Source organism: Streptomyces sp. NPDC052910 (assembly GCF_055585605.1).
In genome coordinates, this window is the sequence record NZ_JBVJJR010000002.1 from 150,784 (window position 1) to 177,119 (window position 26,336).

Annotated in this window: 20 protein-coding genes and 1 pseudogene; 10 read left to right on the forward strand and 11 right to left on the reverse strand. The window is 74.9% G+C overall.

Annotated features, from left to right (window positions below):
• Window positions 1-56 precede the first annotated feature (56 nt).
• The 4 genes from ACZ6X9_RS06470 to ACZ6X9_RS06485 all read right to left on the reverse strand — a co-directional run bounded on the left by ACZ6X9_RS06470 (window position 57) and on the right by ACZ6X9_RS06485 (window position 6,053).
• Window positions 57-2,210, reverse strand: a complete 2,154-nt coding sequence (locus tag ACZ6X9_RS06470; protein ID WP_469776809.1) for a SpoIIE family protein phosphatase — start codon at window positions 2,208-2,210, stop codon at window positions 57-59.
• A gap of 467 nt (window positions 2,211-2,677) precedes the next feature.
• Window positions 2,678-3,121 carry a large conductance mechanosensitive channel protein MscL gene (locus tag ACZ6X9_RS06475; protein ID WP_469776810.1) on the reverse strand — a complete coding sequence of 148 codons (444 nt, stop codon included), beginning with the start codon at window positions 3,119-3,121 and terminating at the stop codon, window positions 2,678-2,680.
• Window positions 3,122-3,267: 146 nt separating this feature from the next.
• Window positions 3,268-4,347: a hypothetical protein gene (locus ACZ6X9_RS06480; RefSeq protein WP_469776811.1), complete on the reverse strand. Its 1,080-nt coding sequence runs from the start codon at window positions 4,345-4,347 to the stop codon at window positions 3,268-3,270.
• Between the two features lie 176 nt (window positions 4,348-4,523).
• Window positions 4,524-6,053: an MFS transporter gene (locus tag ACZ6X9_RS06485; protein WP_469776812.1), complete on the reverse strand. Its 1,530-nt coding sequence runs from the start codon at window positions 6,051-6,053 to the stop codon at window positions 4,524-4,526.
• A 103-nt stretch (window positions 6,054-6,156) separates the two neighbouring features.
• On the opposite strand from ACZ6X9_RS06485, the gene ACZ6X9_RS06490 reads away from it, so the two are divergent.
• Window positions 6,157-6,852, forward strand: a complete 696-nt coding sequence (locus ACZ6X9_RS06490; protein ID WP_469776813.1) for a TetR/AcrR family transcriptional regulator C-terminal domain-containing protein — start codon at window positions 6,157-6,159, stop codon at window positions 6,850-6,852.
• 102 nt (window positions 6,853-6,954) lie between these two features.
• Window positions 6,955-8,232, forward strand: coding sequence for a mannosyltransferase family protein (locus ACZ6X9_RS06495; protein ID WP_469776814.1), 1,278 nt, complete (start codon window positions 6,955-6,957; stop codon window positions 8,230-8,232).
• Window positions 8,233-8,236: 4 nt separating this feature from the next.
• Here the strand turns inward: ACZ6X9_RS06495 and ACZ6X9_RS06500 are convergent, their stop codons facing one another.
• Window positions 8,237-9,130 (reverse strand): helix-turn-helix domain-containing protein, encoded by an 894-nt coding sequence (locus tag ACZ6X9_RS06500; protein WP_469776815.1) that lies wholly within the window; start codon window positions 9,128-9,130, stop codon window positions 8,237-8,239.
• A 148-nt stretch (window positions 9,131-9,278) separates the two neighbouring features.
• On the opposite strand from ACZ6X9_RS06500, the gene ACZ6X9_RS06505 reads away from it, so the two are divergent.
• The gene (locus tag ACZ6X9_RS06505) at window positions 9,279-10,331 is read left to right on the forward strand and encodes an NAD(P)-dependent alcohol dehydrogenase (protein WP_469776816.1); all 1,053 of its coding nucleotides are present in this window, start codon (window positions 9,279-9,281) and stop codon (window positions 10,329-10,331) included.
• A 95-nt stretch (window positions 10,332-10,426) separates the two neighbouring features.
• On the opposite strand, the gene ACZ6X9_RS06510 is transcribed toward ACZ6X9_RS06505, so the two are convergent.
• Window positions 10,427-11,500 (reverse strand): S1 family peptidase, encoded by a 1,074-nt coding sequence (locus tag ACZ6X9_RS06510; RefSeq protein ID WP_469776817.1) that lies wholly within the window; start codon window positions 11,498-11,500, stop codon window positions 10,427-10,429.
• 598 nt (window positions 11,501-12,098) lie between these two features.
• Here ACZ6X9_RS06510 and ACZ6X9_RS06515 point away from each other — a divergent pair.
• Complete coding sequence (locus tag ACZ6X9_RS06515) at window positions 12,099-12,887, forward strand: putative hydro-lyase (protein WP_469776818.1); 789 nt, start codon at window positions 12,099-12,101, stop codon at window positions 12,885-12,887.
• Window positions 12,888-12,899: 12 nt separating this feature from the next.
• Here ACZ6X9_RS06515 and ACZ6X9_RS06520 read toward each other — a convergent pair whose 3' ends face one another.
• Window positions 12,900-13,814 (reverse strand): LysR family transcriptional regulator, encoded by a 915-nt coding sequence (locus ACZ6X9_RS06520; RefSeq protein ID WP_469776819.1) that lies wholly within the window; start codon window positions 13,812-13,814, stop codon window positions 12,900-12,902.
• A 100-nt stretch (window positions 13,815-13,914) separates the two neighbouring features.
• On the opposite strand from ACZ6X9_RS06520, the gene ACZ6X9_RS06525 reads away from it, so the two are divergent.
• Entirely contained in the window at window positions 13,915-15,123 is a 1,209-nt protein-coding gene (locus ACZ6X9_RS06525; protein ID WP_469776820.1) for an MFS transporter, read from the forward strand.
• A gap of 10 nt (window positions 15,124-15,133) precedes the next feature.
• Here ACZ6X9_RS06525 and ACZ6X9_RS06530 read toward each other — a convergent pair whose 3' ends face one another.
• From ACZ6X9_RS06530 to ACZ6X9_RS06540, 3 genes and pseudogenes are all read right to left on the reverse strand, one after another.
• A complete protein-coding gene (locus ACZ6X9_RS06530; RefSeq protein ID WP_469776821.1) occupies window positions 15,134-16,150 on the reverse strand; it encodes a TIGR04222 domain-containing membrane protein in 1,017 nt (338 codons plus the stop codon).
• Window positions 16,147-17,428 (reverse strand): annotated as a pseudogene (locus ACZ6X9_RS06535) (MbnB/TglH/ChrH family RiPP precursor modification enzyme). The gene ACZ6X9_RS06530 and the pseudogene ACZ6X9_RS06535 overlap by 4 nt, the downstream one beginning before the upstream one ends.
• 105 nt (window positions 17,429-17,533) lie before the next feature.
• Window positions 17,534-18,547, reverse strand: a complete 1,014-nt coding sequence (locus ACZ6X9_RS06540; protein ID WP_469776822.1) for an isopenicillin N synthase family dioxygenase — start codon at window positions 18,545-18,547, stop codon at window positions 17,534-17,536.
• 777 nt (window positions 18,548-19,324) lie between these two features.
• Between ACZ6X9_RS06540 and ACZ6X9_RS06545 the strand changes: the two genes are divergently transcribed.
• The 4 genes from ACZ6X9_RS06545 (at window position 19,325) to ACZ6X9_RS06560 (ending at window position 23,366) form a co-directional block, all read left to right on the forward strand.
• Window positions 19,325-19,720 (forward strand): rodlin, encoded by a 396-nt coding sequence (locus tag ACZ6X9_RS06545; RefSeq protein WP_469776823.1) that lies wholly within the window; start codon window positions 19,325-19,327, stop codon window positions 19,718-19,720.
• A gap of 241 nt (window positions 19,721-19,961) precedes the next feature.
• Window positions 19,962-21,713: a carbohydrate binding domain-containing protein gene (locus ACZ6X9_RS06550; RefSeq protein ID WP_469776824.1), complete on the forward strand. Its 1,752-nt coding sequence runs from the start codon at window positions 19,962-19,964 to the stop codon at window positions 21,711-21,713.
• 282 nt (window positions 21,714-21,995) lie between these two features.
• Window positions 21,996-22,673 carry a DedA family protein gene (locus tag ACZ6X9_RS06555; RefSeq protein ID WP_469777624.1) on the forward strand — a complete coding sequence of 226 codons (678 nt, stop codon included), beginning with the start codon at window positions 21,996-21,998 and terminating at the stop codon, window positions 22,671-22,673.
• A gap of 75 nt (window positions 22,674-22,748) precedes the next feature.
• On the forward strand, window positions 22,749-23,366 hold the full coding sequence (locus tag ACZ6X9_RS06560) for a phosphatase PAP2 family protein (RefSeq protein WP_469776825.1): 618 nt from the start codon (window positions 22,749-22,751) through the stop codon (window positions 23,364-23,366).
• Between the two features lie 18 nt (window positions 23,367-23,384).
• Here the strand turns inward: ACZ6X9_RS06560 and ACZ6X9_RS06565 are convergent, their stop codons facing one another.
• Window positions 23,385-24,332, reverse strand: a complete 948-nt coding sequence (locus tag ACZ6X9_RS06565; protein WP_469776826.1) for a polysaccharide deacetylase family protein — start codon at window positions 24,330-24,332, stop codon at window positions 23,385-23,387.
• A gap of 641 nt (window positions 24,333-24,973) precedes the next feature.
• Between ACZ6X9_RS06565 and ACZ6X9_RS06570 the strand changes: the two genes are divergently transcribed.
• On the forward strand, window positions 24,974-26,335 hold the full coding sequence (locus ACZ6X9_RS06570) for a type I glutamate--ammonia ligase (protein WP_469776827.1): 1,362 nt from the start codon (window positions 24,974-24,976) through the stop codon (window positions 26,333-26,335).
• Window position 26,336 lies beyond the last annotated feature (1 nt).

Below are 26,336 nucleotides of genomic sequence, written 5' to 3' on the forward strand. Positions count from 1 at the left end.
CGTGGGCCCCGCGGGGTGCGCGCGCCCGTCCGGCGCCGTACGCCCGGGGCGGCCCGTCAGGCCGCCGCCGACAGCGGCTGTTCCGCCCAGATGGTCTTGCCGGCGGACGTGAAGCGGGTCCCCCACCGCCGGCAGAGCTGGGCGACCAGCAGCAGCCCTCGGCCGCCCTCGTCGAAGGCCCGGGCCCGGCGCATCCGCGGCGACGTGCTGCTGCCGTCGGACACCTCGCAGATCAACGCGCCGTCCCGGATCAGCCGGAGCCGGATGGGCGGCGCGGCGTGCCGGATGGCGTTGGTGACCAGCTCGCTGACCACGAGTTCCGTGGTGAAGACGAGCTCTTCCAGCCCCCACGCGGCCAGTTGGGCGGCGACCCGCTTGCGGGCGTCCGCCACCGACGCCGGGTGGTCCGGCAGCTCCCAGGTGCCCACCCGGTCGGCGTCCAGCGCCCTGGTACGGGCCAGCAGGAGGGCCACGTCGTCGGCGGGACGCTCCGGGAGCAGAGCGGCGAGGACGTCGTCGCAGGCGCGCTCCAGCCCGGCGGCGGGCCGGGCCAGGGTCTGCCGCAGCAGCCGGCCGCCCTCCTCGCCGGAACCGGAACCGGAGCCCGGGCCGGAACCGGGGCCCGGGCCGTGCCCCTCGACGAGTCCGTCGGTGTAGAGCGCGAGCAGGCTGCCCTCCGGCACCTCCAGTTCCAGCGACTCGAACGGCAGCCCGCCGACGCCGAGGGCCGGCCCCCGGGGCAGCTCCAGGAAGCGGGCGGTGCCGTCGGGGGTCACCAGCACGGGCGGCGGGTGGTCGGCGCTCGCGGCGACGAGGCGACGGGTCACCGGGTCGTACACCGCGTAGAGGCAGGACGCGTCCGTCTCCCCCGCCTCGTCGCCGGTGCCGCCGTCCCGTGCCTCGGCCGCCCGGTCCTGGGCGAGCTGGATGACGAGGTCGTCGAGGTGGGTGAGGAGTTCGTCGGGGGGCAGGTCGATGTCGGCCAGCGTGCGGACGGCCGCGCGCAGCCGGCCCATGGTGGCGGACGCCTGGAGCCCGTGCCCGACGACGTCGCCGACGACGAGCGCGACCCGGGCGCCGGACAGCGGGATCACGTCGTACCAGTCGCCGCCGATGCCCGCCTGCGCGGTGGCGGGCAGATAGCGGGAGGTGACCTCCACGGCCGTGTGGCCCGGCAGGCGTGCGGGCAGCAGGCTGCGCTGGAGGGTCAGGGCGACGGCGCGTTCGCGGGCGTACCGCCGGGCGTTCTCCACGCACACGGCGGCGCGGGCGGTGATCTCCTCGGCGAGCAGCAGGTCGTGGTCGTCGAACGGCTCGGTGTCCGGGTGCCGGACGAACAGGGCCAGCCCGGAGACGGTGTCGTGCGCGGCCAGCGGCACGACGAGGAGGGAGCCGACGCCGCGGGCCCGGACGGCGGGCGGCAGCGCGGGGCTGCTCCCGGCCCAGGAGCGGACGGCCGGTTCGTCGCCCCGGAGGCGGGCGGGCTTGCCGGTGGCGAGGGCGAGGGCGGGCGGTGAGTGCGGCGGGCACCGGTAGCACCCGGTGTGCTCGGCGGCGAGGGCGGACGGGTCTTCGGGAACCGCCCAGCGCCGCGCGGTGCGGCGCAGCTCGACGGGCTCGCCGGTGCCGGGCCGTCCGGCCTCCGCGCCGGCGCCGGTCCCGTCCGGGAGCAGGTCGACGGCGACGAAGTCGGCGAACCGGCCGACGGTGGACTCGGCGAGCTCCGCGGCGGTGCGGTCCATGTCCAGGGTGGTGCCGATGCGGGCGCCGGCGTCGTTGACGAGCGCGAGCCGCTGCCGGGCGCGGTATTCGGCGGTGACGTCCAGGGCGGCGAGGGAGAGCCCGAGGGTGCGGCCGTCGGCGTCCTTGATCGGGGTGAAGAAGCTGGCCCAGGCGCGTTCGCGGCCGTCGCCCGGGGAGACGAAGTAGTTGTCGGCGCGGACCGCCCGGCCGGTGCGCAGGACCTCGTCGCCGAGGCGGGCGAACTCCTCGAAGGGCGGCACGGGGAGCAGTTCGTCGAGGCGGCGGCCGGTGAGCCGGTCGCGGTTCAGGCCGCTCAGCCGGATCATCTCGTCGTTGGCGGTCACCAGCCGGTTGTCCCGGTCGTAGACGGCGATCCCGATGGGGAACTGGGCCAGCGCCCACCGCCCCAGGTCGGCCGCGTCCTCCGGGGGCGGCCCCGGGGCGTCCGGTGCGGCGTTCGTGTCCATACGGATTCATCCCGTTGCTCGGTGCGGTTCGGCGGTTCTCGCGATTCGCACGAATCGAGGCCGGACTGATTGTTCCCGCCGGTCGCGACGGTTAAGCGTCCGTACGGGCGACCGGCGGTTTCCCGGGAATTCCGCTCCCCGGCCGGGCAGGGTGCCCGGTCCGCCCGCGCGGCTCCGAGCTGGGTCTTCGGGCCGGACGGCGTACGGTGCCCGGTCCGGGGAATCCCCGGTGCGAAATGACGGACTTCCCCACGGAATTCCCGGATCCGGAACGCGTCGGAACGCTTCCGAACGCGCCCGGAACACGGTCGGGAACGCTTCCGGAACGCGCGAATGACGGCTCCCGCATTCCCCTCCGCCCCAGGGGAATCCACCCCCGGGACGGAGGGCCATTCGCGGGATTCCGCTTCCGGCGGTCCCCCGCGCCGGGGCCCGCCCGCACCGTGAGGACGTCCTCCCGGCCCGGGTCAGGCGGGCGCCCGTCCGCCCGCGGCGGGGAGGTCGGCACAGCAGTGGCGGCACCGGGCGGCGGCGGCCGGGAGGTCCTCGGAGAGGCAGGCCGGGCAGGTCCGCAGGGGCCCCGGTTCGTCGAAGACGACGACACCGCGCCGGGCCTGGACGTGCCGGTACGGCACCACGATGACGAAGTAGACGACGGCCATGAAGATGAGGAAGTACACGGCGGCGGAGATGAAGGAGCCGAGGTCGAGGTAGGTGGACCGGTTCCCGGCCCGGCCGAGCTGCCAGCCGAGGCCCAGCGCGTGGTCGCCCTGCAGGCTGGTGATGAGCGGGTTGATCACGAAGTCGGTGAACGCCTTGATGAGGGTGCTCAGCGCCAGCGCGATGATCAGACCCACGGCGACGACGACGATGTCGCCGCGCATGACGAAGTTCTTGAATCCCTTGAGCATGACCGGTTCCCGAGTTTCGGACATTTCGGACGTGACGCCCCGAACGCTACCTTTCACCCGCCGGAAACCGACGGAGCCGCCCGGGTGGTCCCGGGCGGCTCCTCGGCCGTCGCTCTCGGCCGTCCTTCAGGCGGTCGCGCCCCGCGCTACTTGCCGGCGCGGATGGCGAAGGGCAGCCGCTTGGACGAGAACGCCTGGTCGCCGTTGCTCACCGAGAAACCGCTGTCCGCCGAGACCACGTCCCGGGGCGCGGAGCCGGCGACGGCCAGCCGCAGCCGGTAGACGGCCGTGGCACCGGGGGCGAGGGCGGTCCGGTTCGGGCGCAGCGTGGCGCCCATGCCCGGGTCGCAGCCGCCGGCCGTCAGGGCGACCTTCTCCCAGCCGTGGCCCGGCCGGTACTGCTGGAGCACCAGGTCCTTGGGGGTCAGGGCGTGGCGCTTGCCGGCGCCGTAGGCGTAGTAGTTGACGTTCAGCGCCGGGTAGGCGCGGTTGGTGGTGTTGCGCACGGTGATGGTGAACGGGTGCGCCGCGCCGCCGCGCGTCAGCTTCGTGGTGCCGCTCGCCCAGTTGGTGACGGAGACCTGCGGCCGGGTGGCGGTCACCGTGCGGACCGGCGCGCGGTAGGTGTGGCCCCGGCCGTCGGCGACGGACGCGTTGACGGTGAGGGTGCCGGGCCGGTCGAGGTCCTGGAACCGCAGGGCGACGGCGTACGGGTGCCGCGCGCTCGCCTTGGGCGCGGAGACCGGGAAGGTGAAGGTGCCGCGGTGCGGCCAGCTTCCGCCGCCGGGGCGGGTGTCGAGGTCCACCCAGGCGTGCTTGGCGGGCTCGTAGCGCTGGATCGCCACCGAGTCGGTGCTGAACCCGCGGCTGCCGACGTCGAGGCGGGCCGTGCCCTTGGCGACGGGGGTGCGCAGGGTCAGACCGGCCTTGGACCAGAGGCCGATGGGCGCCTGGGCGGAGGCGACGGAGTAGGAGAGCGCGCCCTTGCCCGCCAGGGTCGGGGGCACTTCGGGCGCCTGGGCCCGGTCGGCGGCGGGCGCCGCCGGCGCGGCGGACGCGCGGAAACCGCCGCAGTCGGGTTTGGCCGGCGCGGTCCGCGCCGCCGGGGCTGCCGCGGCCGGCCACGCGGTGCCCGCGATCACGACTCCGGCCGCCAGTACCACCGCCGCCTTCCCGGCCGTCTTCCGCACGCCCGACGACCGCCGCTGTGCGACTCTCTCTGTCATCAACTGTCCCCGCATTCGGGTTGTGTCCACCTCTGCACGATTCCGGTTGGGGAGAGGAAATTCCCCCGCTGGGGGTTCCCTCCGCCGCGTCCGGACCCACTCGTTCTCTCCCGCGGCCCCGAGAAGGGGTGAACGCGTGTGGTTCCGGCTTCCGTTCGGGGAACACTAGCGGGCCGTCAGGACCGGCGCACCAGCGCCCCGGCCGCTCGGCCCGCGATGTCACCCCGGGGCCGCCGCATCACCACCAGAACGGCCACCGCCGCCACGGCGAGCACACCCGCGGAAACGAGCGCGGCGAGGTGCAGCCCTGCCACGAAGGCGTGCCTGACGACCCGTCCGCTCGCTTCGGCCCGCCCGGACGCCCACCCTCCGCCGGACATGACCGCGTGCGCCGACCGCCCGGCGTCGGCCCCGCTTCCCGGCGGCAGCCGGTCGCGCAGGACGGCCTCGAACCGCGTCGTCAGCACCGCGCCCAGGACGGCCACTCCGGCCACTCCGCCCACCTCGCGGGTCATGCTCGCGGTGGCCGAGGCCATGCCCGCCCGTTCGGGCGGGACCGCGCCCAGCACGGCGACGGAGACGGGGGTGAACACAAGGCCGAGGCCGACGCCGAGGACGCCCAGGAGCCACCCGAAGTCCGCGACGCGGGCCTCGGGTCCGTAGCCGGCGAACGCGGCGAGGGCCGAGGCGACGAGCAGGAGTCCGGTGACGAGCGGCGGCCGGGGGCCGCATCGGGCGCACCACCGCCCGGCGGCGACCGAGGCCACGGCGGTCGCCAGGGTGCAGGGTGCCATGGCCCGGCCCGCCTGGGTGGGCGAGAGGCCCAGGACGTACTGGAGGTGGAGGGTGAGGAACGTCCCCAGGCCGAAGAAGCCGAAGCTGACGGCGAACCCCGCCCAGGCGGCCGGGCCGGCACTCCGGTCCGTCAGCAGGCGCAGGTCCGCCATGGGGGCCGCGGTCCGCCGTTCGACGGCGACGAAGGCGGTCAGGGCGAGCAGCGCCACGGCCCCGGCGCCGGCCACCCGGGTGTCACCCCACCCGCGGACGGGCCCCTCGATCAGCGCGTACACCAGGGTGCCGAGCCCGAGCGCGACGGTGATCTGGCCGGCCGGGTCGGCACGGGCGGCGGTCCGGGGAACGTCCGGGAGCACCAGGAAGGCGAGCACCAGGCCGAGGATCCCGACCGGGACGTTGACCCAGAAGACGCTCGCCCACCCGAAGTGGTCGACCAGGGGCCCGCCGACGACGGGACCGAGGGCCAGCCCCGAGCCGGAGACCCCGCTCCAGACGCCTATGGCGCGGGAACGTTCGGCGTCGCCGGTGAAGACGTGCCGCAGGATGGCGAGCGAGCCCGGGGTCAGCAGGGCCGCCCCCAGCCCTTGGACCGCCCGTCCGGCGACGAGGGCCGGCAGGCCGCCGGCGACGGCGGAGAGCGCGGAGCCGCCGGTGAAGAGGGCGAGGCCGGTGAGGTAGACCGGCCGCCTCCCCCACCGGTCGCCCAGCGCGCCGCCGCCGAGCAGCAGGGCCGCGTACACCAGGGCGTAGCCCTCCACCACCCACTGGAGTCCGGCCGTTCCGGTCCGCAGTTCCGTGCCGATGGCGGGCAGCGCCGTGGTCACGACGAGGTTGTCGAGCATGGCCATGAAGAGGCCGACACAGAGGGTCGGCAGCACGAGCCGTGCGCGGCCCTGGGGTCCCGTACCCACACCACTCCCCTAACAACGTTAGACGATCCCTAACGGCGTTAGTGTCAGGCTAACGGTGTTAGATTGCAAGCCGTCGAGCGGGACCCGTGGGAGGACGAGGACGATGGCAGGGCGCCGGACGACCGGAAACACCTCTCTGACCAGGGAGGACCTGGCGGATGCCGCGCTGCGGCTGCTGGAGGCGGAAGGCCCCAGGGGGCTGACCATGCGCAAGGTGGCCGCCGAGGTGGGCGTCCAGGCGGCCTCCCTCTACTGGCACGTCCGGAACAAGGAGGAGTTGCTCGACCTCGCCGCGGACGCGCTGTGGGAGGGGTACGTCCCGCTCCCGCCCGGCCACGCCGCCGAGGCCGGGGACTGGCGTGACTGCGCCGCGACCGCCGCCCGGCGACTGCGGGCGCACCTGCTGGCGCACGCGTCCGCCGTGCGGGTGCTCGCCGGGCGCTTCGCGCCGGGAGCACGGGCCCTCGGACCGCTGGAGGAGACGTTCGGGATGCTGCGCCGGCTCGGCTTCGGACCCGCGGACACGGCCCTCGGCGCCTACACGGTCATGATCTGGGTGCAGGGCTTCGTCCTGCACGAGGCCGTGCCCATGTCGGCCGCCGAGGAGCGCGGGGCGACACCCGCCGAGGCCGTGGCGGAGGCGCGGGAGCGGTTGGCCGGGTTGCCCGCCGAGCGGTATCCGCACCTTGTCGCGCTGGCCGGGGAGCTGACCGGGCCGGACATGGACAGCCGCTTCGAGTTCGGTCTCGGCCGGCTGCTGGACGGGCTGGGGGTGCTGCGGGAGGGCGGTCCGGAGTGACCGGAGTGAGGGGACCGGGGGCGCGGATTGGGAGGGGTGAGGCGTCTGTGATGTGCTGTGGCGTCCCGTCGCTCGAACCCGCACGCCAGGAGGCGCCCCAGCATGGCCCGGATACCGATAGCCAAGGCACCGTCGGGGAGACCGTGCCCAACGGAGACGGCGTCGGACCGGCCCCCCGGGGAGCGCGGTCCGGGCCGTCGTCCCGCCCGCCCGGCCGCCGCCCTCCGGCTCCCGTGGCTCGACCGGCTCGACGCCGCGGACCGGACCGTGCTCGGCCTCTACGCCCTGACCCGGGTCGCCGTGCTGATCACGGGCTACTGCTCCGCCTGGATGTTCGCCTCCGACCCCGAGGCCCGGGAAGCGCCCTCGTTCCTGTCGCTGTGGGCGCGCTGGGACTGGGACTTCTTCCGGCACATCGCCGAGGACGGCTACTTCGCCGCGGACGGCGGCCCCGGCTCCGCCCACCCGGACAACCGGGAGGCGTTCTTCCCCGGTCTGCCCCTGGTGCTGCGGGCCGTGCACACCGTGGTGCCCAGTTGGCCGCTGGCCGGGCTGCTGATCTCCCTCGTCGCCGGTGCGGTGGCCTCCGTGGCCCTCGGCCGGATCGCGCGGCTGCGTCTCCCGGCGGAGACCGGGGAACGGGCGGGGCCGAGCGCCGCACTGTTCCTGCTGGTGTCACCGTGCGCGGTGTTCCTGGCGGCCGGCTACACGGAGGCCCTGTTCCTGGCGTTCGCCCTGCCGGCCTGGCTGGCCGCCGAACGGCACCGCTGGGCGCTCGCCGCCGTGCTGGGCGCCCTGGCCACGACCGTCCGCGTCAGCGGCCTCTTCCTGGCGGCGGCGCTCGTCGTCCGGTTCCTGCTCGCCGGGCGGGAACACCGGCGCCGGCGCCAGGCCGGCTGGCTGGCGCTCCCCGCCCTGCCCGCCCTGGCGTACGGCTGGTACCTCCAGGCGCGCACCGGTGACTGGATGGCCTGGAAGCACGCGCAGGAGCGCGGCTGGTACCGGCAGTTCCACACCCCGTGGGAGTCCTGGCTGCACACCTGGGACGCCGCCTTCTCGCGCTCCCATCCCACGAGCTACGCCGCGATGTTCCAGGCCGAGCTGCTCGCCATGGTGGTGGGGGTACTGCTGCTGGCCCTGCTGGTGCGGCGGCGGCAATGGCCGGAGGCGGTGTACGTCGGGCTGAGCCTGTGGGCGCTCGGCACCTCGTACTGGTACATGTCGGTCCCCCGGGCCACGTTGCTGTGGTGGCCGCTCTGGACCGCGCTGGCGGTGGCGAGCGTGCGCCGGCCGTGGATCCGCGCCGCCTACCTGACGGTGGCGGCTCCCCTCGCGACCGTGCTGGCCCTCGTCTTCACCTCCGGCAAGTGGGCCGGCTGACCGGTCAGCGCTCGCCGGCCACGGCGTCGCGCCCGGCGGGCGCGGCCGTGCCGCCGGCCGCTTCCAGGCTCCAGCTCGCCAGCAGCCGCAACGACTCGGCGGACGCCGACCCCGGCTCGGCGTGGTACGTCACCAGGCGCTGGTCCTGGTCCACGGGGAGCACCAGCGTCTCGCAGGCCAGGGTCAGCGGTCCGACGACCGGGTGCCGCAGTTCCTTGATCCCGAAGCACTTGTCGCGGACGTCGTGCGCGGCCCACAGCCCCCGGAACTCCGGGCTCTTCATGGACAGCTCGCCGATCAGCGAGGCCAGGGCCGGGTCGTCGGGGTAGCAACCGGCGTGGGTGCGCAGCAGGGCGACGATGTCGGCCGCCTTGCCGTCCCAGTCCTCGTAGAGCTCCCGGGTCGCCGGGTCGAGGAAGACCATCCAGGCCATGTTGCGCCGCTGCGGGGGCAGGGCGCCGAAGTCGCCCAGCAGCGCGGTGTTCATCCGGTTCCAGGCGAGGATGTCCAGCCGCCGGCCGAGCACGTGCGCGGGCACGTTCTCCATGGAGTCCAGCAGGTGCTGCACGGCGGGCCGGACGCGCTGCGGCCGGTCGGCGGGGCGTCGCGGCCGGTTGTCGGGGCGGGCCAGCTTGTGCAGGTGGTGCCGTTCGGCCGCGTCCAGTCGGAGCGCGTCGGCGATGGCGTCCAGCACCGACGTGGAGACGTTCCGCCCCCGGCCCTGTTCGAGCCGTGTGTAGTAGGCGACGCTCACCCCGGCGACCTGGGCGAGCTCCTCGCGCCGCAGCCCCGGGACCCGCCGCCGCCCGCCGAAGGGCTTCAGCCCGACGTCCTCCGGCCGCAGCCGGGCCCGGCGGGAGCGGAGGAATTCGCTGAGCTCTGTCACTTTGGTCGGCACGTCACCACCTTAACCAGGGGCCGGAGCTTTACACGGCGTAGTGGCCCTGGCTGCCCGGCGCAGGGTGGCCCTGTCAGTGGTAGGCACCGTGAGCCTACGTTGGGCGGGGGCCTGGCTGGCCGTCGGGCACCCGCGCATGATCGATGGCATGACCAGCATGACTGTCGCCGCGTACGCCGCACCGGCCGCGAAGGCCCCGCTCCGGAAGACCACCGTCACCCGCCGCGCCCTGGGGGCGCACGACATCCTCATCGACATCAAGTACGCGGGTATCTGCCACTCCGACATCCACACCGTCCAGGGCGACTGGGGTGACCGCGTCTACCCGATCGTCCCCGGCCACGAGATCGCCGGCGTCGTCGCCGCGGTCGGCTCCGAGGTCACCCGGTACGCCGTCGGCGACCGGGTCGGCGTCGGCTGCTTCGTGGACTCCTGCCGCACCTGCGACAACTGCCGGGCCGGCCTCCAGCAGTACTGCACGGGCGAGACCGGCATGATCGGCACCTACGGCGCCACCGGCCGGGACGGCGAGCAGACGCAGGGCGGCTACTCGACCCACGTCGTGGTGGACGAGGAGTACGTCCTGCGCATCCCCGACGCCATCCCGCTGGACACCGCCGCCCCGCTGCTGTGCGCGGGCGTGACGCTGTACTCCCCGCTCGCCCACTGGAAGGCGGGCCCGGGGAAGAAGGTCGCGATCGTCGGCCTGGGCGGTCTGGGCCACCTCGGCGTGAAGATCGCGCATGCGATGGGCGCCGAGGTGACCGTCCTCAGCCAGTCGCTGCGCAAGCGGGAGGACGGCCTGCGGCTCGGTGCCGACCACTACCGGGCCACCTCCGACCCGGCCACCTTCGAGGAGCTGGCCGGCACCCTCGACCTGATCGTCAACACCGTCTCGGCCGAGCTGGACCTGGACGCCTACCTGGGCCTGCTGCGGCCGGGCGGCACCATGGTGCAGCTCGGCGGTCCGGAGAAGCCGCTGGCCGTCTCGCCGTTCGCCCTGATCACGCACCGCAAGTCGCTCGCCGGCTCGATGATCGGCGGCATCCCCGAGACGCAGGAGATGCTGGACTTCTGCGCCGAGCACGGCATCGCCGCCGAGATCGAGGTGATCGAGGCCGCCCGGGTCAACGAGGCGTACGAGCGGGTGCTGGCCGGTGACGTCCGCTTCCGGTTCGTCATCGACACCGCCACCATCTGACACCGCCACCATCTGACACGGAACCCATCTGCCACCGGAGCGAACGGCCCCCGGGCGCCGGAAGGCGCGCCCGGGGGCCGTTCCCACGCGGCGCGTCAGGGCAGTTGGGCCCCGACCGCCCGCAGGGCGTAGGTGACGGGCTGGAAGAAGGTCTCGCCGCCGGACGAGCAGTTGCCACTGCCGCCGGAGGTGATGCCGAGGGCCGCGGAGCCGGCGAACAGGGCTCCGCCGCTGTCGCCGGGCTCGGCGCAGACGGTGGTGTCGATCAGGCCGTTGACCTGGCCCTCCGCATAGTTCACGGTGGCGTTCAGGCCGGTGACCTGGCCGCCGTGCACCCGCGTGGTGCTGCCGCTGCGCTGCACCCGCTGGCCCACGGCGGCCTCGGCGGCGGCGGTGATGGTCTGCTGCCGGCCGTTGTAGAGGTCGACGGCGCTGGGGTGGGCGATGTTCGCGGTGTACTTGACGAGGGCGTAGTCGCGGCCGGGGAAGACGGACGTCACCGTCCTGCCGATGGCGGCGCCGCCCTGCCGGTCGGACCAGGTGGACGAGATGTTGCCGCAGTGCCCGGCGGTGAGGAAGTGCGGCTGCCCGTCCTTGGTGACGTTGAAGCCCAGGGAGCAGCGGGCCCGCGCGGCGTAGATGGCGTCGCCGCCGGCGAGGGTCGGCCGGAAGACGCCGGGGACCCGGCGGAGGGTCGCGGCGTCGCCGAGGGAGGCCACGGTCTTCTCCAGTCGCGTCAGCCGTTCGCCGCGCACGGTGCTGTCGGCCTTGACGACGACCTGGTTGCCGCGCGGGTCGACCGACCAGGCGGTGCCGGGGATACGGGCCTGGGCGTCCAGCGTCTTCGTGGCCGCGGCGAGCCGTTCGCCCGAGCGGGCGACCGTGCGTGGTTCGGCGCCGGCCGCCCGTACCGCGGCGGCGGTCTTGGCGTCGACGACGTTGACGACCAGTTTCCCGGCCGTGGCGTCGTAGTAGGCACCGGCGGTGCGGTCGCCGAGGTCATGGGCGATCCGCTGGGCGAGCGCGCCCGCTTGGGTGTCCGTCAGCGGCGTGGGGTCCGGCGCGGGTGTCGCGCCCGCGCCCTGGGTGCCGAGGGCGGTCGCCGTCATGACCGCCGCCGCGGTCGCGGCGAGGGCGGCGCGACGCGCGCGTGTCCGTCGTGTGGTCAACTCGACCTCCTGTGAGGGGGGTGTGCCCGCCGTGACGGCGGGCCCGGAGGCAGGCGAGAGGCCGGCCGCGACGGTGGAACGCCCTCTTCGGGCGGTCGTCGCGTCCATGCCAAACGTGGACCGAGTATCGGACCGCTCCCGTCCGCCTACAAGGTACGAGGCTCACCGGCTCCCGTGGGACGCACGGGATCGCGTCACCCCCAGGCGTTCCCTCCGGCGGCCCCGCCGTCCGGCGCATCCGCCTCCGCACCGCACCGCCGCCCACCCTTCCCGGAGGTCACGGCCGTCACCCGGCCGGGCGAAGGCCACCGGCACAGACCGGGGGCACGCGCCCGCCCCCGTGCACAACGGCCGTAAATCACCGCCCCTTTCCTCGCCTCCCGACGCCCCTGGCACCCCTGACACCCCACGGCACCCCCGCCCGCCACGCCGGCGTGACCGACGGACCGCCGCCCCGACCCCTCGGCGGACGCCGCGACCGATCGGACGGCAGCCGGCCCGGAACCCCAACTCCCTTGTTCCGGCCGCCCCTTGCCCAGTTGTTCAACAATCCCTATCGTCGGACACCACACCGCCTCCTCACACCGGCGAGGTGCCCATGCGCACGCCCCCGCACGCCACCACCCCCGCCGCGGCCAGGGCCGCGTTCCGTTCCGGTCGCGTCGAGCCCACCGCGGGCTGGGCGGACGGCCACACCCAGGCCAACCTGATCGCCGTCCCGGCCGACTGGGCGTACGACATGCTCCTCTTCGCCCAGCGCAATCCACGCTCCTGCCCGGTCCTGGACGTCACCGAGCCGGGCCGCGCCACCACCCCGCTCGCCCCGGACGCCGACCTGCGGACCGATCTGCCGAGGTATCGGGTCTGGCGGGACGGCCGGCCGGTGGCCGAACCCACCGACGTCACCGACGTCTGGCGGGACGACCTCGTCGCGTTCCTCATCGGGTGCAGCTTCACCTTCGAGGGCGCCCTGCGCGCGGCGGGCGTACCGCTGCGCCATGTCGAGCAGGGCCGCAACGTGGCCATGTACGTGACGAACCGCCGGTGCCGGCCAGCCGGTCGGCTCCACGGGCCGCTCGTGGTGTCCATGCGGCCGATCCCCGCCGGCCTGGTCGACACGGCGCGCCGGCTGACGGCGCTGATGCCCGCCGTGCACGGCGCGCCGGTGCACGCGGGCGACCCGGCGGAGCTCGGGATAGCGGACCCGGCCCGCCCGGACTTCGGCGACCCGTGCACCTTCCACGAGGGCGACGTCCCTGTCTTCTGGGCCTGCGGCGTCACCCCGCAGGCCGCCCTGGCCGCCTCCGCGCCGCCCTTCGCGATCACCCACGCGCCCGGGCACATGCTCGTCACGGACGTCCGGGACGAGGAGTACCGGGTGCTGTGACCGCGCCCCCGGTCAGGAGCCGGCGGCGTCGGAGAGCAGGGGTCCGGGGTCGCGGGCGAGGGCCAGGGCCAGGGCGCGGAAGATCGCGACCTCGGGGTCGGGGTCGCCGGCGCGGACGGCGAGGTGGCTGCTCTCCCAGGGCGCGTCGAGCACCGGTACGTAGACCGCCCCCGGCCAGGCGTAGTACCGGGCGAAGGAACGCAGTCCGCTGCCGGCCGCCCGGCCGGTGACCACTCCGGTGACCACGTCGTGCGGGGTCAGCGCCGTCATCCCGCCCCGGCGCGGGGCCTCGCCGCCGAAGTAGAGGTAGTCGGCGAAGACCCGCGGCGTGTGGTCCGGCAGCCGGGGGAAGGGCAGGCCGGCGACGTCGGCCAGGCCCACGCCGGTGTCCCGGGCGTCGGCCAGCGGGGAGTTCTCCGGCACGGCCACGATCCGCTGCTCGGTGGTCAGCACGTCGCTGCCGATCCGTTCGTCGTCCGGGGCCGGGCGGACGAACGCCACGTCCACCCGGCCGCCGACCAGCGCGCTGACGTGCTCGGTGTAGTCGAGCTGGAGGGTCTCGACGGGGACCGCCGGGCGGGCCCGCCGGTAGGCGTTGATCGCGGCCGGGGTGAGCTCGGCGGAGCCGTGCCCCATGATGCCCACCCGCAGCGGACGTGCCGACGGGCGCCGTCCGGCGGCCTCCGCCACGTCCCGCAGCGCGGCGTCGGCCAGCGCGAGCAGGGTCCGGGCGTGCGCGGCGAGCCGTTCGCCGGCCGGGGTGAGGGAGACCGGGGAGCGGTGCAGCAGCCGGGTGCCCAGGTCGGCCTCCAGCCGCCGGACGTGCTGGGTGACGGCGGGCGGGGACAGGAAGAGGCGCGCTGCGGCCCGCCCGAAGTGCGCTTCCTCCGCCACGGCCAGGAAGGACGACAGCAGACGGAGATCCATGCCCGCCAGCGTACGCGGCCGGCCACCGCGCCCGGCCCGGCGTTCACGAATCGTGAACGCGTACGGCACGGGCCGCCCCACGGCCCGTACAACTGCCGCCATGAGCACCACCGCGACCCTCCGCGCCCCGGCCGCCGCGCCGTCCCGTCCCCGCCACGGCCTGCGGGCGGCCTGGATGATGACGGCCTCCGGCTGGAGCGCCAACCAGTTCTCCTCCCTGCTCGGCGCCTACCGCTCGCAGCTCGGCCTCACCGAGTCCGCCGTCACCGGTCTGGTCGCCGTCTACGTCCTCGGGCTGGTGCCCGGGCTGCTGGCGGGCGGCCCGCTGGCCGACCGGCTGGGCCGCCGGCCGGTGGCGCTGACCGCGCTGGCCGTCAACCTGCTCTCGACCGGGGTGCTGATGGCGGGGGCGTCCGCCACCTGGTGGCTGCTGCCCGGGCGGCTGCTCACGGGCATCGGCGCGGGCGCCCTGCTGGCCGCGGGCAGCGCGTGGGTGAAGGAGCTGTCGGCGCCGCCGTTCGCCACCGAGGCGGGCCCGGGCGTCGCGGCCCGCCGGCCGGGGCTCTTCGTCTCGGCGGGGTTCGCCTCCGGTGGCCTGGCCTCCGCGCTGATCGCACAGTGGGCGCCGCACCCGATGGTGACGGCGTACGTGCCGCACCTGCTGCTCGGCTCGGTCGCGTGGCTGCTGGCTCGGCGGGCGCCGGAGACCCGGCGGGTGCGTGCCGCCGGCCCGTCGGTCCCGGTCGCCGCTCCGGCCCGGCGGCGCTTCCGGCGCGTCGTCCTGCCGCTCGCGCCCTGGGTGTTCGCCGCTCCGACGGTCGGTTTCATCACCCTGCCCGGCCTGGTGGACGGGGTGCCGGGCTGGCACACCGTGTACGCCGGGGTGGCCACGGCGGTCGTCCCCGCGGCCGGGCTCCTGGTCCAGCCGTTGGCCCGCCACCTGGGCGCCCGGCACCGGTCGGCCACCGCCGTGGCCGGTCTGACGGTGATCGCCGCCGGCCTGGGCCTCTCCGTGCCCGCCGCCGCCACCGGGCACGCGGTCCTGTCCCTCGTCGCGGCGGCGGTCCTCGGCGCCGGCTACGGTCTGTGTCTGACCTTCGGCCTCACCGAGGTCGCGGCCCTGGCCCCGCCGGACCGCCTGGCCCGGCTGACCTCCCGCTTCTGGACGGCCGCCTACCTCGGCATGTTCGCGCCGTACGCGGTCACCCTGCTGTCCGGCACCTTCGGCATCCCGGCCCTGCTCGGTGCCGGCGCGGTCCTCGCCGCGCTGACCTGCGGGGCGGTGGCGGCGGCCGACCGGCACCGGTGAGTGCGGCCCCTCACGAGCAGCTACTGCTACTGCTGCTGCTGCAACTCGACGACGAGCAACTGCTCGACGAACAGCTCGATCCCGACGAGCAGCTCGACCCGGAGGAGGAGTCGGAGGAGCAGACGAAACCGCCGGTGTGCCCGGCCGAACCGCCCGTGTCGCGGGAGGTGCCGCTGTCGCAGGAGGCACCGACGACGAACACCGCGCCGCAGGACGACGTCGACGAGGAGGTCGAGGACGTCCCGGAGTCGTGGGACCGCGTGCGGCTCCGGCGGTTCCGCTGCCACCGGGAGGACACCGGTTCCGGCTCGGCCACCCGCTCGAACTCCCGGCGCAGCCCGCCGTCGGGCAGGGCGCCGGTCCCGCCGACGGCGACCACGCCCGCGGCGCCCTCCGGGTGGCGGGCCGGGTCGGGTTCGTTCCAGGGAGCCGTCCGGATGCGCTCCCGCGCGAACCGGCGCCCCTCCGACGTGAAGGGCATCCGGCTCTTCTCGCGCCGGCTCAGCACCCGCAGCACGACGCCGATCACGACCAGGATCAGGGCGACCATCGAGGCGGGCTGGAACATCGCCAGGGCGAGCACGACCGTCAGTACCAGTCCGAGCGGCTGGATCCACATCGCCCAGGGCCACCAGCGCTGGACGTCCGGCCGCAGCAGCACTCCCCGTTCGACCAGCGACCGGTGCAGGTCCCGCATGGCCCGGTCCTCGCGCAGGTCACGGCGGAGCCGCCACAGCGAGCGGACCCAGTCGTTCCCGCAGTGCCGCAGCACCGCGCGCTCCAGGGTGTCCCGCGAGGCGGGCCGGACGACCGTGACCCGGCCGCCGTCCACCGTGACACGCCCGTCCTGGTGCATCCCGGTGATCACGGTGTCGGCGACCCGGCCCGCTCCGCCGGTCAGATAGGCGAGGTCGAGCCGGCCGAGCTCGGCCCCGGGTGTGAGGTCGCCGTAGCCGAGGTACCAGAGCCGCAGCACCCAGATCGTGGGTGCGATGGTCAGCACGGTGGCGAGGAGCAGAAGGATCATCGGTCGCTGCCTTTCGGTCGGCGCGTCGCGCGCCGGTCACGCAGGGCCGCCGTCAAGCGGCGCAGCGGCCCGGGCCTGGTGGTCTGCTCCGGCGCGTCCGCCCATTCCGCCAGCCGCCGGGCCGGTTCGCCGGTGACGGCCGCGGTACGCACCAGGTGGCGGGCGAAGTCCCGGGCGTCCCGGCGGTAGCCGTGTTCCATGGGCCGGCCGGTGGCGTAGGCGAGGAACAGCGGCCGGTAGCGGTCGCCGAGGACGGCGGTGAGGCCGGGGGCCACCTTGGCGAGGACGCGGAGGCGTTTGGTCAGCAGCACGTCGCGTTGCAGGGCCAGTCGTGCGGGGTCGAAGCCCGGTGGCGGCTCGGTTCCCTCGACGAGGGCGGAGAGCAGGTCGTGCTGGGCGCGGGCGAGCCGGCGGCGGGCGGCGTCGAGGTCAGCCGGCACGACTGCCCGCCCGGGCGGTCACGGCGCGGACGGCGTCGAGCTCGGCCGCCAGGCCGTCCGCCGTGGGGAAGTCGTCGTCCCGTTCCAGCAGGACGCCGGGCGGGGTGACGCGCGAGCACAGGTCGGCGAGGACGTCGAGGACGGGCGGGCCGACGGGGTGGGCGTGGGTGTCGTGCCAGACGCCGTCGCGTTCGTGGCCGCCGGCCACGTGGACGTAGGCGATGGCCTCCACCGGCAGCTCGTCGAGCGCGCGGGCCGGGTCCTCGCCGCGGTTGACGTGGTTGGTGTGCAGGTTGGCGACGTCGACGAGGAGCCGTACGCCGGTCCGCCCGACGAGTTCGGCGAGGAACGCGCCCTCGGTGAACTCCTCGTCGGGCCAGGTCAGATAGCCGGCGCTGTTCTCCAGCGCGAGCGGGACCGGCAGGGCGTCCTGGGCGATGCGCACATTGGCGCAGAGGACGTCGAGGGCGTCGCGGGTGCGCGGGACGGGCAGCAGGTGCCCGGCCTCCAGGCGGTGGGACGGGAGGAGCCCGCCGCCGGACCGCACGAAGGCGATGTGCTCGCTGACCAGCGGGGCGCCGAGGGCCTCCGCGAGGTCGGCGAGGGCGGCGAGCCGGGCCAGGTCGGGCCGCTCGGCGCCGCCCAGTCCGAGCGAGACGCCGTGCGGCACGACGGGCAGGCCGCGGGCGCGCAGCCGGAGCAGCGGATCGGGCAGGTGGCCGGGGCACAGGTTCTCGGCCACCACCTCGACCCAGTCGACGCCCGGCAGTGCCGCGATGTCGTCCGCTATCTCCGGCCGCCAGCCGATCCCCGTCCCCAGCTTCCCCGGAACAACCATGATCCCCACCCCCAAGCGCCCGGGGCCTCAGGACCCCGGGTGATGACGCCCGCTCACCTTATAAATCGTGGGGCGGAACGGGAGGGGGCCATGGAGTGATCCGGCTCACCCCACCGGCGCGGGGGCCAGCAGGTCGGGGTGGTGGCGCCGGGCCACGCCCGGGTGCGCCCGCAGCCAGCCCTTGATCTCGTTGCGGCCGTACTCGGCGAACAGCGGGTTCGTCGCGTCCTGGGTGACGCCGGGGGCGTGGTGGGCGTGCGGGAAGGGCACGGGCTCGATGCGGGCGTCCAGCCGCGGGTTGTAGAAGAAGGGCACCGAGTAGCGCTCGCGGGCACCGGGCGGGCTGACGACGCGGTGGTTGGTCGCCTTGAGGTAGCCGTCGGTGGCCACTTCGAGGAGCTCGCCGAGGTTGACGACGAAGGCGCCGGGCAGCGGGGGGACGTCGAGGAACGACCCGTCGGGGCCCTCCACTTGGAGGCCGCCGACCTCGTCCTGGAGGAGCAGGGTCAGGAAGCCGTAGTCCTTGTGCGCGCCGACGCCCTGGCCGGATCCGTCGGGGGCGCTGCCCGGGTAGCGGACCAGCTTGAGGTGCAGGTGGGGGCGGTCGGCGAAGGCGTCGTCGTAGAAGTCGGCCGGGGCGCCGATGGAGGCGAGGAGTTCGTGCAGCAGCCGCCCGGCCACCGCGCTGAGGCGGTCGATCCAGTGCAGGGCGGCGGTGCGCAGCTCGGGGAGGGCGGCGGGCCACTGGTTGGGGCCGTCCAGCCACCAGTAGCCGGGCTCGTCGGCGGCGGGTATGTGGGGCTCGCGCTCGGCGCCGATGTCGAGCTGGTCGCGCCAGTCGCGGCTGCCGCCGGTGCGCTCGTCGCCGATGCGCGTGTAGCCGCGGAAGTGCGGGGAGTTGAGGTTGCTGATGGCGAGCCGGTCGGCCTCCGGCAGGGCGAAGAAGGCGCGGAGGGTGCGCATCAGGGCGGCGGTCTCGTCGTCGGTGATGCCGTGGCCCGTCAGATGGAAGAAGCCGACGTCCCGGGCGGCGGAGTGCAGCGCCTCGTGGAGGCGGGCGCGCTCCTCGGGGGTACCGGAGGCGGCGGAGAGGTCGATGACGGGGAGCTTGTCGTTCATGAGATGTCCACAGCGTGAGGGCCCGGGCACGCCCGGGGTCCCCGCGCACCCCGCACCGCCGCCCGGACACGGGCAGGGCGGAGCGGGGCGCGCGGGTTCGGAGCGGGTGGGTGCCCGGTGCGAAGTGCGAGCGGTACGAAAACGATGCGGGGAAACGCCGGAAAACAGCGCGGAGAACGCGCGGGATCAGCGCGGAGGGCGCCCCGGCCCGGTCGGAACGGACGGGCGGCAGGAGGCGCGGGTCAGCCGGAAAGGCGACAGGACATGCTCGTGACGCGCAGGAAGTCCACATGGCGTCGCTTTACAAGCAGATTCACACGGACGAGGGTATACGACCGCCGAGCGGTTGGCGGTGTCCCCCTCGTCACACCTGTTGACCTGGGCGTACGAGGGCGCCGGACAGGCGGGCGTCGGGACCGCACGGAGCCCGGGACGAGGTGCGGCAGGCCCGCCCGGCGCGTCGCGTGGGGGCGCCGTCCGAGCGGGCCGACGGCCGGATGACCCCGCCGCGCACCGCACGCTACCAGCCGGACGCACAGCGTCCGGACAGCGTCACCCACAGGCACCTCCGGCGGCCGGTGCCGTAGGAGCCCCTTCCCCGCGCGGCATGGACCGGAGGCGCGCGGCATGGACCGGAGGCCGACGCCGACTCCCCGCAAGCGCTCCGACGAGCGGCGATGAGGCGAACGAGTGAAACTCCGGAACTTCCCAAAAGGGGCACAGTTACTCAGTTCGCTTCCCAGCGGGAAAAAACCTCTTCGATCGAAAGGCATAGACGTGCTCAAGAAGGCAATCGCCACGGCCGCGGTGACGGCTTCCGCAATCGGCGCCATGGCCACTCCCGCGATGGCATTCGGTGCCGACGAGCAGGACGCCGTCAACGGGAACGGCGCCAAGACCGGCTACGGCAACACCCACACCGGCGGCAAGGAAAGCCCGCAGATGAGCCTGGTCCAGGGCTCGCTCAACAAGCTCTGCATCGGCCTCGGCCGGGTCAACATCCAGAACATCGTGGCCCTGATCAACGTCGGCCTCCAGGACATCCCGGTCCTCAGCTCGCAGCAGCAGCAGCAGTGCACCGACAACTCGACGATCAACGACGGCGACGACCCCCTGTCGCACATCCTCGACGAGCTGCCGATCCTGTCGGGCAACGGCTCCGCCAACGGCTGACGAAAGCCCCGCAGTTCCGGGGAAATCCCCCCGGTCCGGCCCTTGTGCCGGACCGGGGGGATTTCCCTTTTCCGTATCCGCAGGGCGGGGCGGAGGTTTTTCCGGTCCGGCTACCGATTCCCCCGCCGGGCGGACGGAATTTCCGGCCCCTGTCCCCTTGACGCAACTCTGGTCCAGTCCAACGATGTTCAGCGCGCAACCGCCCCCACCTCGTGCACACCTCAGTCACCGGGAGCATCCGTTGAGACGACGTCTGTCCGTCCGCGCCGTGGTGGCCGCCCTGGCCACCACGTTGGCCGGCGCGGGACTCTCCCTGGGCGGCGCCGGTACGGCGACCGCCGCCACCGCCGCCACGCCCGTCCCCCCACGCGTCTTCGCGCCCTACTTCGAAACCTACGGCTCCGACAGCCCGGCCGCGCTCGCCGAGAAGTCGGGGGCCAAGCACCTCACCCTGGCCTTCCTCCAGACCGAGGCCAAGGGTTCCTGCACGCCCTACTGGAACGGCGACACCGGCAAGCCGGTGGACGCCTCCGTGTTCGGCTCCGACATCGCCGCGATCCGTGCCCGGGGCGGGGACGTCATCCCGTCCTTCGGCGGATACGCGGCCGACAACGGCGGCACCGAACTCGCCGACAGTTGCACCGACGTGGACCGGATAGCCGAGGCGTTCGAGAAGGTGATCACGACCTACGACGTCACCCGGCTCGACCTCGACATCGAGGACAACTCACTGACCAACACCGCCGGGATCGACCGCCGCAACAAGGCGATCAAGAAGGTGCAGGACTGGGCGGCCGCCAACGGGCGCACCGTGCGGTTCGCCTACACCCTGCCGACCACCACCCGGGGCCTCGCCGACAGCGGGCTCGCCGTGCTGCGCAACGCCGTCGAGAACGGCGCCCGGGTGGACGTCGTCAACATCATGACGTTCGACTACTACGACGGCGCCCAGCACGACATGGCCGCCGACACCATCACCGCCGCCGAGGGCCTGCACACCCAACTCGGCTCGCTCTACCCGGACACGAGCGACGCCCGGCGGTGGGCGATGGTCGGCGTCACCGAGATGCCCGGCATCGACGACTACGGGCCCGCCGAGACCTTCACCACCCAGGACGCGGTCAAGGTCTACGACTGGGCCGTCGGCAAGGGCATCAACACCCTCTCCTTCTGGGCGCTCCAGCGCGACAACGGCGGCTGCCCCGGCACCAAGGGTTCCGACACCTGCTCGGGGATCGTCCAGGACACCTGGTACTTCACCCACACCTTCACCCCCTTCACCGGCGGCGGGACCGCCGAGCAGGACTTCTCGCTCGCCGTCTCGCCCGGCGCCGCCTCCGTGCCGCCGGGCGGGACCGCCACGGCGACCGTCGCCACGCGCGCGGTGTCCGGGCCGGCGCAGACCGTGCGGCTGTCCGCGAGCGGCCTCCCCAAAGGGGTGACGGCCGAGTTCAGCCCGTCCTCGGTCACCGCCGGAGCGTCGGCACGGGTGACCTTCACCGTCGCCAAGGACGCGCCGCCCGGCACCCACCAGGTGACGGTGACCGGCACCGCGCCCTCGGGCAGCCACTCGGCACCGTTCGCCCTGACCGTCACCGGCGGCGGCACGCCGGGCCGGGTGGTCAACGGCGACTTCGAGTCGGGCGGCACCGGGCCGTGGACGTGCGACGACGGCGCCTCGGTGGTCAAGAGCCCGGTGCACGGCGGCTCGTACGCGCTGCGGACCGCGCCGACGAGCGGCGGGACCGGCGAGTGCCGGCAGACCCTCACCCTCTCCCCCGCCACCTCGTACACCCTCACCGGCTGGGTGCGGGGAGACTACGCGTTCCTCGGCGTCTCGGGCGGGGCGAACGCGAGCCGCTGGGCGTCGGCCGGCGACTGGACGCGGCTGTCCGTGCCCTTCACGACCGACTCCACCGGCCGGGTGACGGTCTATGTGCACGGCTGGTTCGGGCAGGGGGCCGTCCTGGCGGACGACATCGCGCTGGGCTGACACCCCGTCCGGTACGCGGGGCCCGCCGGTCGTCCGGCGGGCCCCGCGCCGTTCCCCCCGGAGGGCGAGGGCGTCACCCGGACGGGTCCCGGACCGGTGGTGCGCGCCCCCGCGCGCGGACGCGGCCGGGACACGTATGGAGTCGGTCAAGGCGCCCGTCGGCCACCTTGGATCGTCTACAGTCGCGTAGACCGTCCACCGCCGTGTAGACGTCCGGCCCGTACCGTCGCGACGGGCGGGCCACCGCCCTCGACCGCCGGAGGCCGCTCAGCCGTGTCAGCCGTGCCGTTCGCGCCCGCTCCGCCCGCCGCCCTCGCCGTCGACCTCCTGGACGCCTCCTCGCTGCTGTCGTCCTTCGGGGCCGTCGGGGTGGCCGTCGTCCTGTTCGCCGAGACCGGTCTGCTGGTCGGCTTCTTCCTGCCCGGGGACTCCCTGCTGTTCACCGCCGGTCTGCTGTGCCGGCCCGGGGCCCACTCCGGGCCCCGGCTGGCCCTGGCCGAGGTGCTGGTGTGCGCGGCGGCCGGAGCGCTGGCCGGGGCCCAGTGCGGCTACCTGATCGGGCGGCGCGGCGGCCGGCCGCTGCTGGCCCGCTCCCGCAACCGGCGGCTGCTCGACGGCGCGGCCCGGGCCGAGGAACTGCTCGGCCGGTACGGGCACGCCAGGGCGGTGGTGCTGGCGCGGTTCGTGCCCGTGGTGCGCACGGTGCTCAACCCGCTGGCCGGGGCGCTGGCGGTGCCGCCGCGTACCTTCCTGCTGTGGCAGGTGGCCGGCGGGCTGCTCTGGACGGCCGGGCTGGTGCTGGCCGGGTACGCCCTGGGGTCCGTGGTGCCGGACGTCGACCGGTACCTGCTGCCGCTGGTCGCGGCCGTGGTGGTGCTGTCGCTGCTGCCGTTCGCCGTGGAGCTGCTGCGCGCCCGCCGCCGGGCGGCGGCGAAAGGCGGCGCCGACGGGCGGGCGTGAGGCCGGGGACGGCGGCGGGGCGGGGACGGCGGGACCGACGGCGGCGCCCTGACGGGCGCCGTGACGGGAGGGGACATGACGGTCACTCCACTGGCCTTCGACGGATCGGGCATCGACGGCGGCCTCTACACGGCCGTCACCCGGGCGGCGCACGACGCCCCCTGGCTGCTCAACGACACCGCCTCCGCCTGGTCGGCGCTGGGGCTGACGGCGTTCGCCGCGCTGATGACGGCGGCCTGGTGGCGGGCGCGCCGGGCGGACGCCCCGGTGATGGCGCGGGCGCTGGCCGTGCCGCTGATCGTGGCGCTGGCGTACGGCGTGAACCTGGCCTTGAAGGAGCTGGTGCGGGAGGACCGGCCGTGCCGGTCGCTGCCCGGCCGCTTCACGCTGGAGGGCTGTCCGGCGCCGGGCGACTGGTCGTTCCCCAGCAACCACGCCGTCGTCGCCTTCGCCGCGGCGGCGGCGCTCTGGGTGGTGGACCGGGCACTGGCGGCGGGGGCCGTCCCGGCCGCGGTGATGATGGCCGCCTCCCGGGTCTGGGTGGGCGCCCACTATCCGCACGACGTCGCGGCGGGCGCGCTGCTCGGTGTCGTCCTGGCCGCGCCGCTGACCGTGTCGGCCGCGCGGGGCGCGCCGTGGGTGGCGCGGGCGCGCAGGGGTCCGTTGCGCGCCCTGCTGTTGTCGTCCGTGTGACGGCCGCCGGCCCGCCGGTCAGCACTGGAGGGGGTACGGCACCTGTTCGGTGGTCGGACCGGTGTTGCGGCACATCTGGTAGCCCTGTTCCCGAAGGTCGGTGATGATGCCGGGCAGGGCGTCGGGGAAGCTGCTGAAGAGGTGACCGAGGATCACCCCGCTGTTCTTCTCCTCGGGGGTGGCCTCGCGGACGGTGGTGCGGATCGCCTCGGCGTCCCGGAAGGCGCCGTCGGACTGCTGCCAGTCGTAGGTGTCGATCGTCCAGTTGCACACCCGCTGACCGAGGCTCGCGGCGACCTCCGTCTCGCGCGGGCCGGCGTCACCGTAGGGCGGCCGCAGGAAGTTGCCGGGGAGTCCGTTGCGCAGCTCGTCCTGGAGCTCCTGGTCGGTCAGCCGGGTGAGCTGCCGGTGGGACCAGGTGTGGCTGCCGACCCAGTGGCCCTGCTGCCGGAGGGTGGCGGTGATCTGCGGGTACTGGGAGGCGTACTTGTTGATGAGGAAGAACGCGGCGCGGACGCCCTGGGCCTGGAGCTGGGCACCGACGCGGGTGGCCCGTTCGGGGTCGCTGTAGGACCAGTCGTCCAGGGAGAGCAGCACCCGGCCGGAGGTGTTGCCGCAGCGCTCGCGGTCGTAGCCGGCCGCCGGGTCGGGGACCAGGGCGGGGGCCTGCCGGCCGCCGGCCGGGTGGTGATCGGCGGCGTCGGGGGCGCCGTGGCCCTCGGTCCGGTCGTGGGCGGCGGCGGGACGGGTGCCGCAGGTGCCCATGGCCGTGCCGTGCCGGTGGTCGTCGTGCGCGCCGCCCGGCCGGGCCTGGGTCTCGCACTCCGGGCGGTCGTCCACCGCGTTCACCGCGAAGGCCGAGCCGGCCACCAGCACGGCCGCGGCGGCGGCCGTCTTCAACGGCACCCGTTTGCGGCGCCGGTGGCGTCCGCGGCCGCGCCGGAGGACGCCACGGATTTCCGACATGCTGACTCCTCAACGGTGCGGGCGGCGGCGGGCGGCCGGTCCGGCACCTCACGCCCCGGTGCTCTCAGGCGGGGAGAAGCCGCTCCGGGACACGCACCCGAGCTCGATCGGTGATCTTGGCTCCAGCCTCGGGGCAGGTATCCGCTCCCGCAACCGATGGGTCCGCCGTCCGGACCGCCGCGGGGTACCGGGAGCCGTCGCGGCCTCAGGCCGGGGCGGTGGCCGACGAGTCGGGGCGGCGGAGGGAGCGTGGCGCGGGGCACAGGGGTGGCACCGCCGGACGGGAAGGAGGACCGGAGGGTGAACTCGTCGTCCGGGAGGCGGGCCTCGGAGGCCGGCAGGGGGTTCGGAGACCGTGACCGGTTCCGATCGGCGCCCCACCGGATGCCGTCCGGTACCGACCGCCGCCGACCCCCGCTGACCGGTCGCGGCCGGCCGGCGGGACACCGGGTGACGGACCGGCCGCCACGCCCCCGCTGCTTCCCCCGAACGGCCCCGTTCCGAGGTGAAATACGGAAGAATCCGGCCGAGGATCCAGTCGACGGACGGCGGGCCTCCCGGTCCATGGAATGCCGTCGTCCATTCTCCCCTTGTCCCCCCTTCCCCCCACACGCCACCTCACGCCGGCGGAGGAGCCCAGCATGCAGAGGCCGGAACGGGAACGCGCGGAGTCGGCCGCCCGGCAGGAGGCCGCGCGGCTCACCGCGCTCGGGGTCCGGGCCGTCGCGCTCACCTGGGTGGACAACGCCGGTATCACCCGCGTCAAGACCGTCCCCACCGCACGGCTCGCCCACGCGGCACGGTGGGGTGTCGGGATGTCACCGGTCTTCGACGTCTACCTCACCGACGACTCCAGCGTCACCAGCCCCCACCTGGGCGGTCCCGACGGTGACCTGCGCCTGTTCCCCGATCTCGGCCGGCTGACCGTGCTGGCAGGCCAGCGCGGCTGGGCCTGGGCGCCCGTCGACCGGTTCGAGCAGGACGGGCGCCCGTACGCCGCCTGCCAGCGGGGGTTCGCCCGCCGGATGACCGCGCGGGCGGCCGAGCGGGGGCTGGGGCTGCGGATGGGATTCGAGACCGAGTGGGTCGTCGCCACCCCTGACGGGCCCGGGCCGGACGGGAGGCGGCCGCCCGGCGCCGGGCCCGCCTACGGCATGGCCCGGGTGGTCGAGCTGTCCGACTACCTCCTGGACCTGCTGGACGCCCTCACCGACCAGCGGGTGGAGGTGCTGCAGCTCCACCCGGAGTACGCGCCCGGCCAGTTCGAGGTGTCGGTGGCCGCCGCCGACCCGGTCGGCGCGGCCGACCTGGCCGTGCTCGTCCGGGAGACGGTCCGCGCGGTCTCCCGCGCGCACGGGCTCGACGCCCTCTTCGGGCCCGTCGTCGCCCCGGACACCGTCGGCAACGGCGCGCACCTGCACCTCAGTCTGTGGCGCGGGGAGCGGAACCTCTGCCGGGGCGGCGACGGCCCCTGCGGGATGACGGCGGAGTGCGCGGCGTTCCTCGCGGGCGTGCTCCGCGAGCTGCCCGCGCTCCTGGCCCTGGGCGCCCCCTCCCCCGCCGGCCACCTGCGGCTGCGGCCCTCACGGTGGGCCGGCGCCTACGCCTGCTGGGGGCCGGAGAACCGGGAGGCCGCCCTGCGCTTCATCCCGGGACCACCGGACGCCGAGGACCAGGCCAACGCCGAGGTGAAGTGCTTCGACGGCTCCGCCAACCCCTATCTGGTGACGGGCGCGGTGATCGCCGCCGGGCTCGCCGGGATCGCGGCCGGCGCGACGCTCCCGCCGCCGGTCGCGGGCGATCCGGCGCGCGGCGGCGGGCACCAGCGGCTGCCGGACTCGCCGGCCGCGGCGCTGGACCGCTTCATCGGCTCCGACGTGCTCCGCGAGGCCCTCGGCGCCCCTCTCTTCGAGGCCGTGGCCGCCGTCCGCCGCGGTGAGATCGAACGGTACGAAGGGGCGACGGCGTGGGAGCTCGTCGACGCGACCAAGGGACGGTACTGAC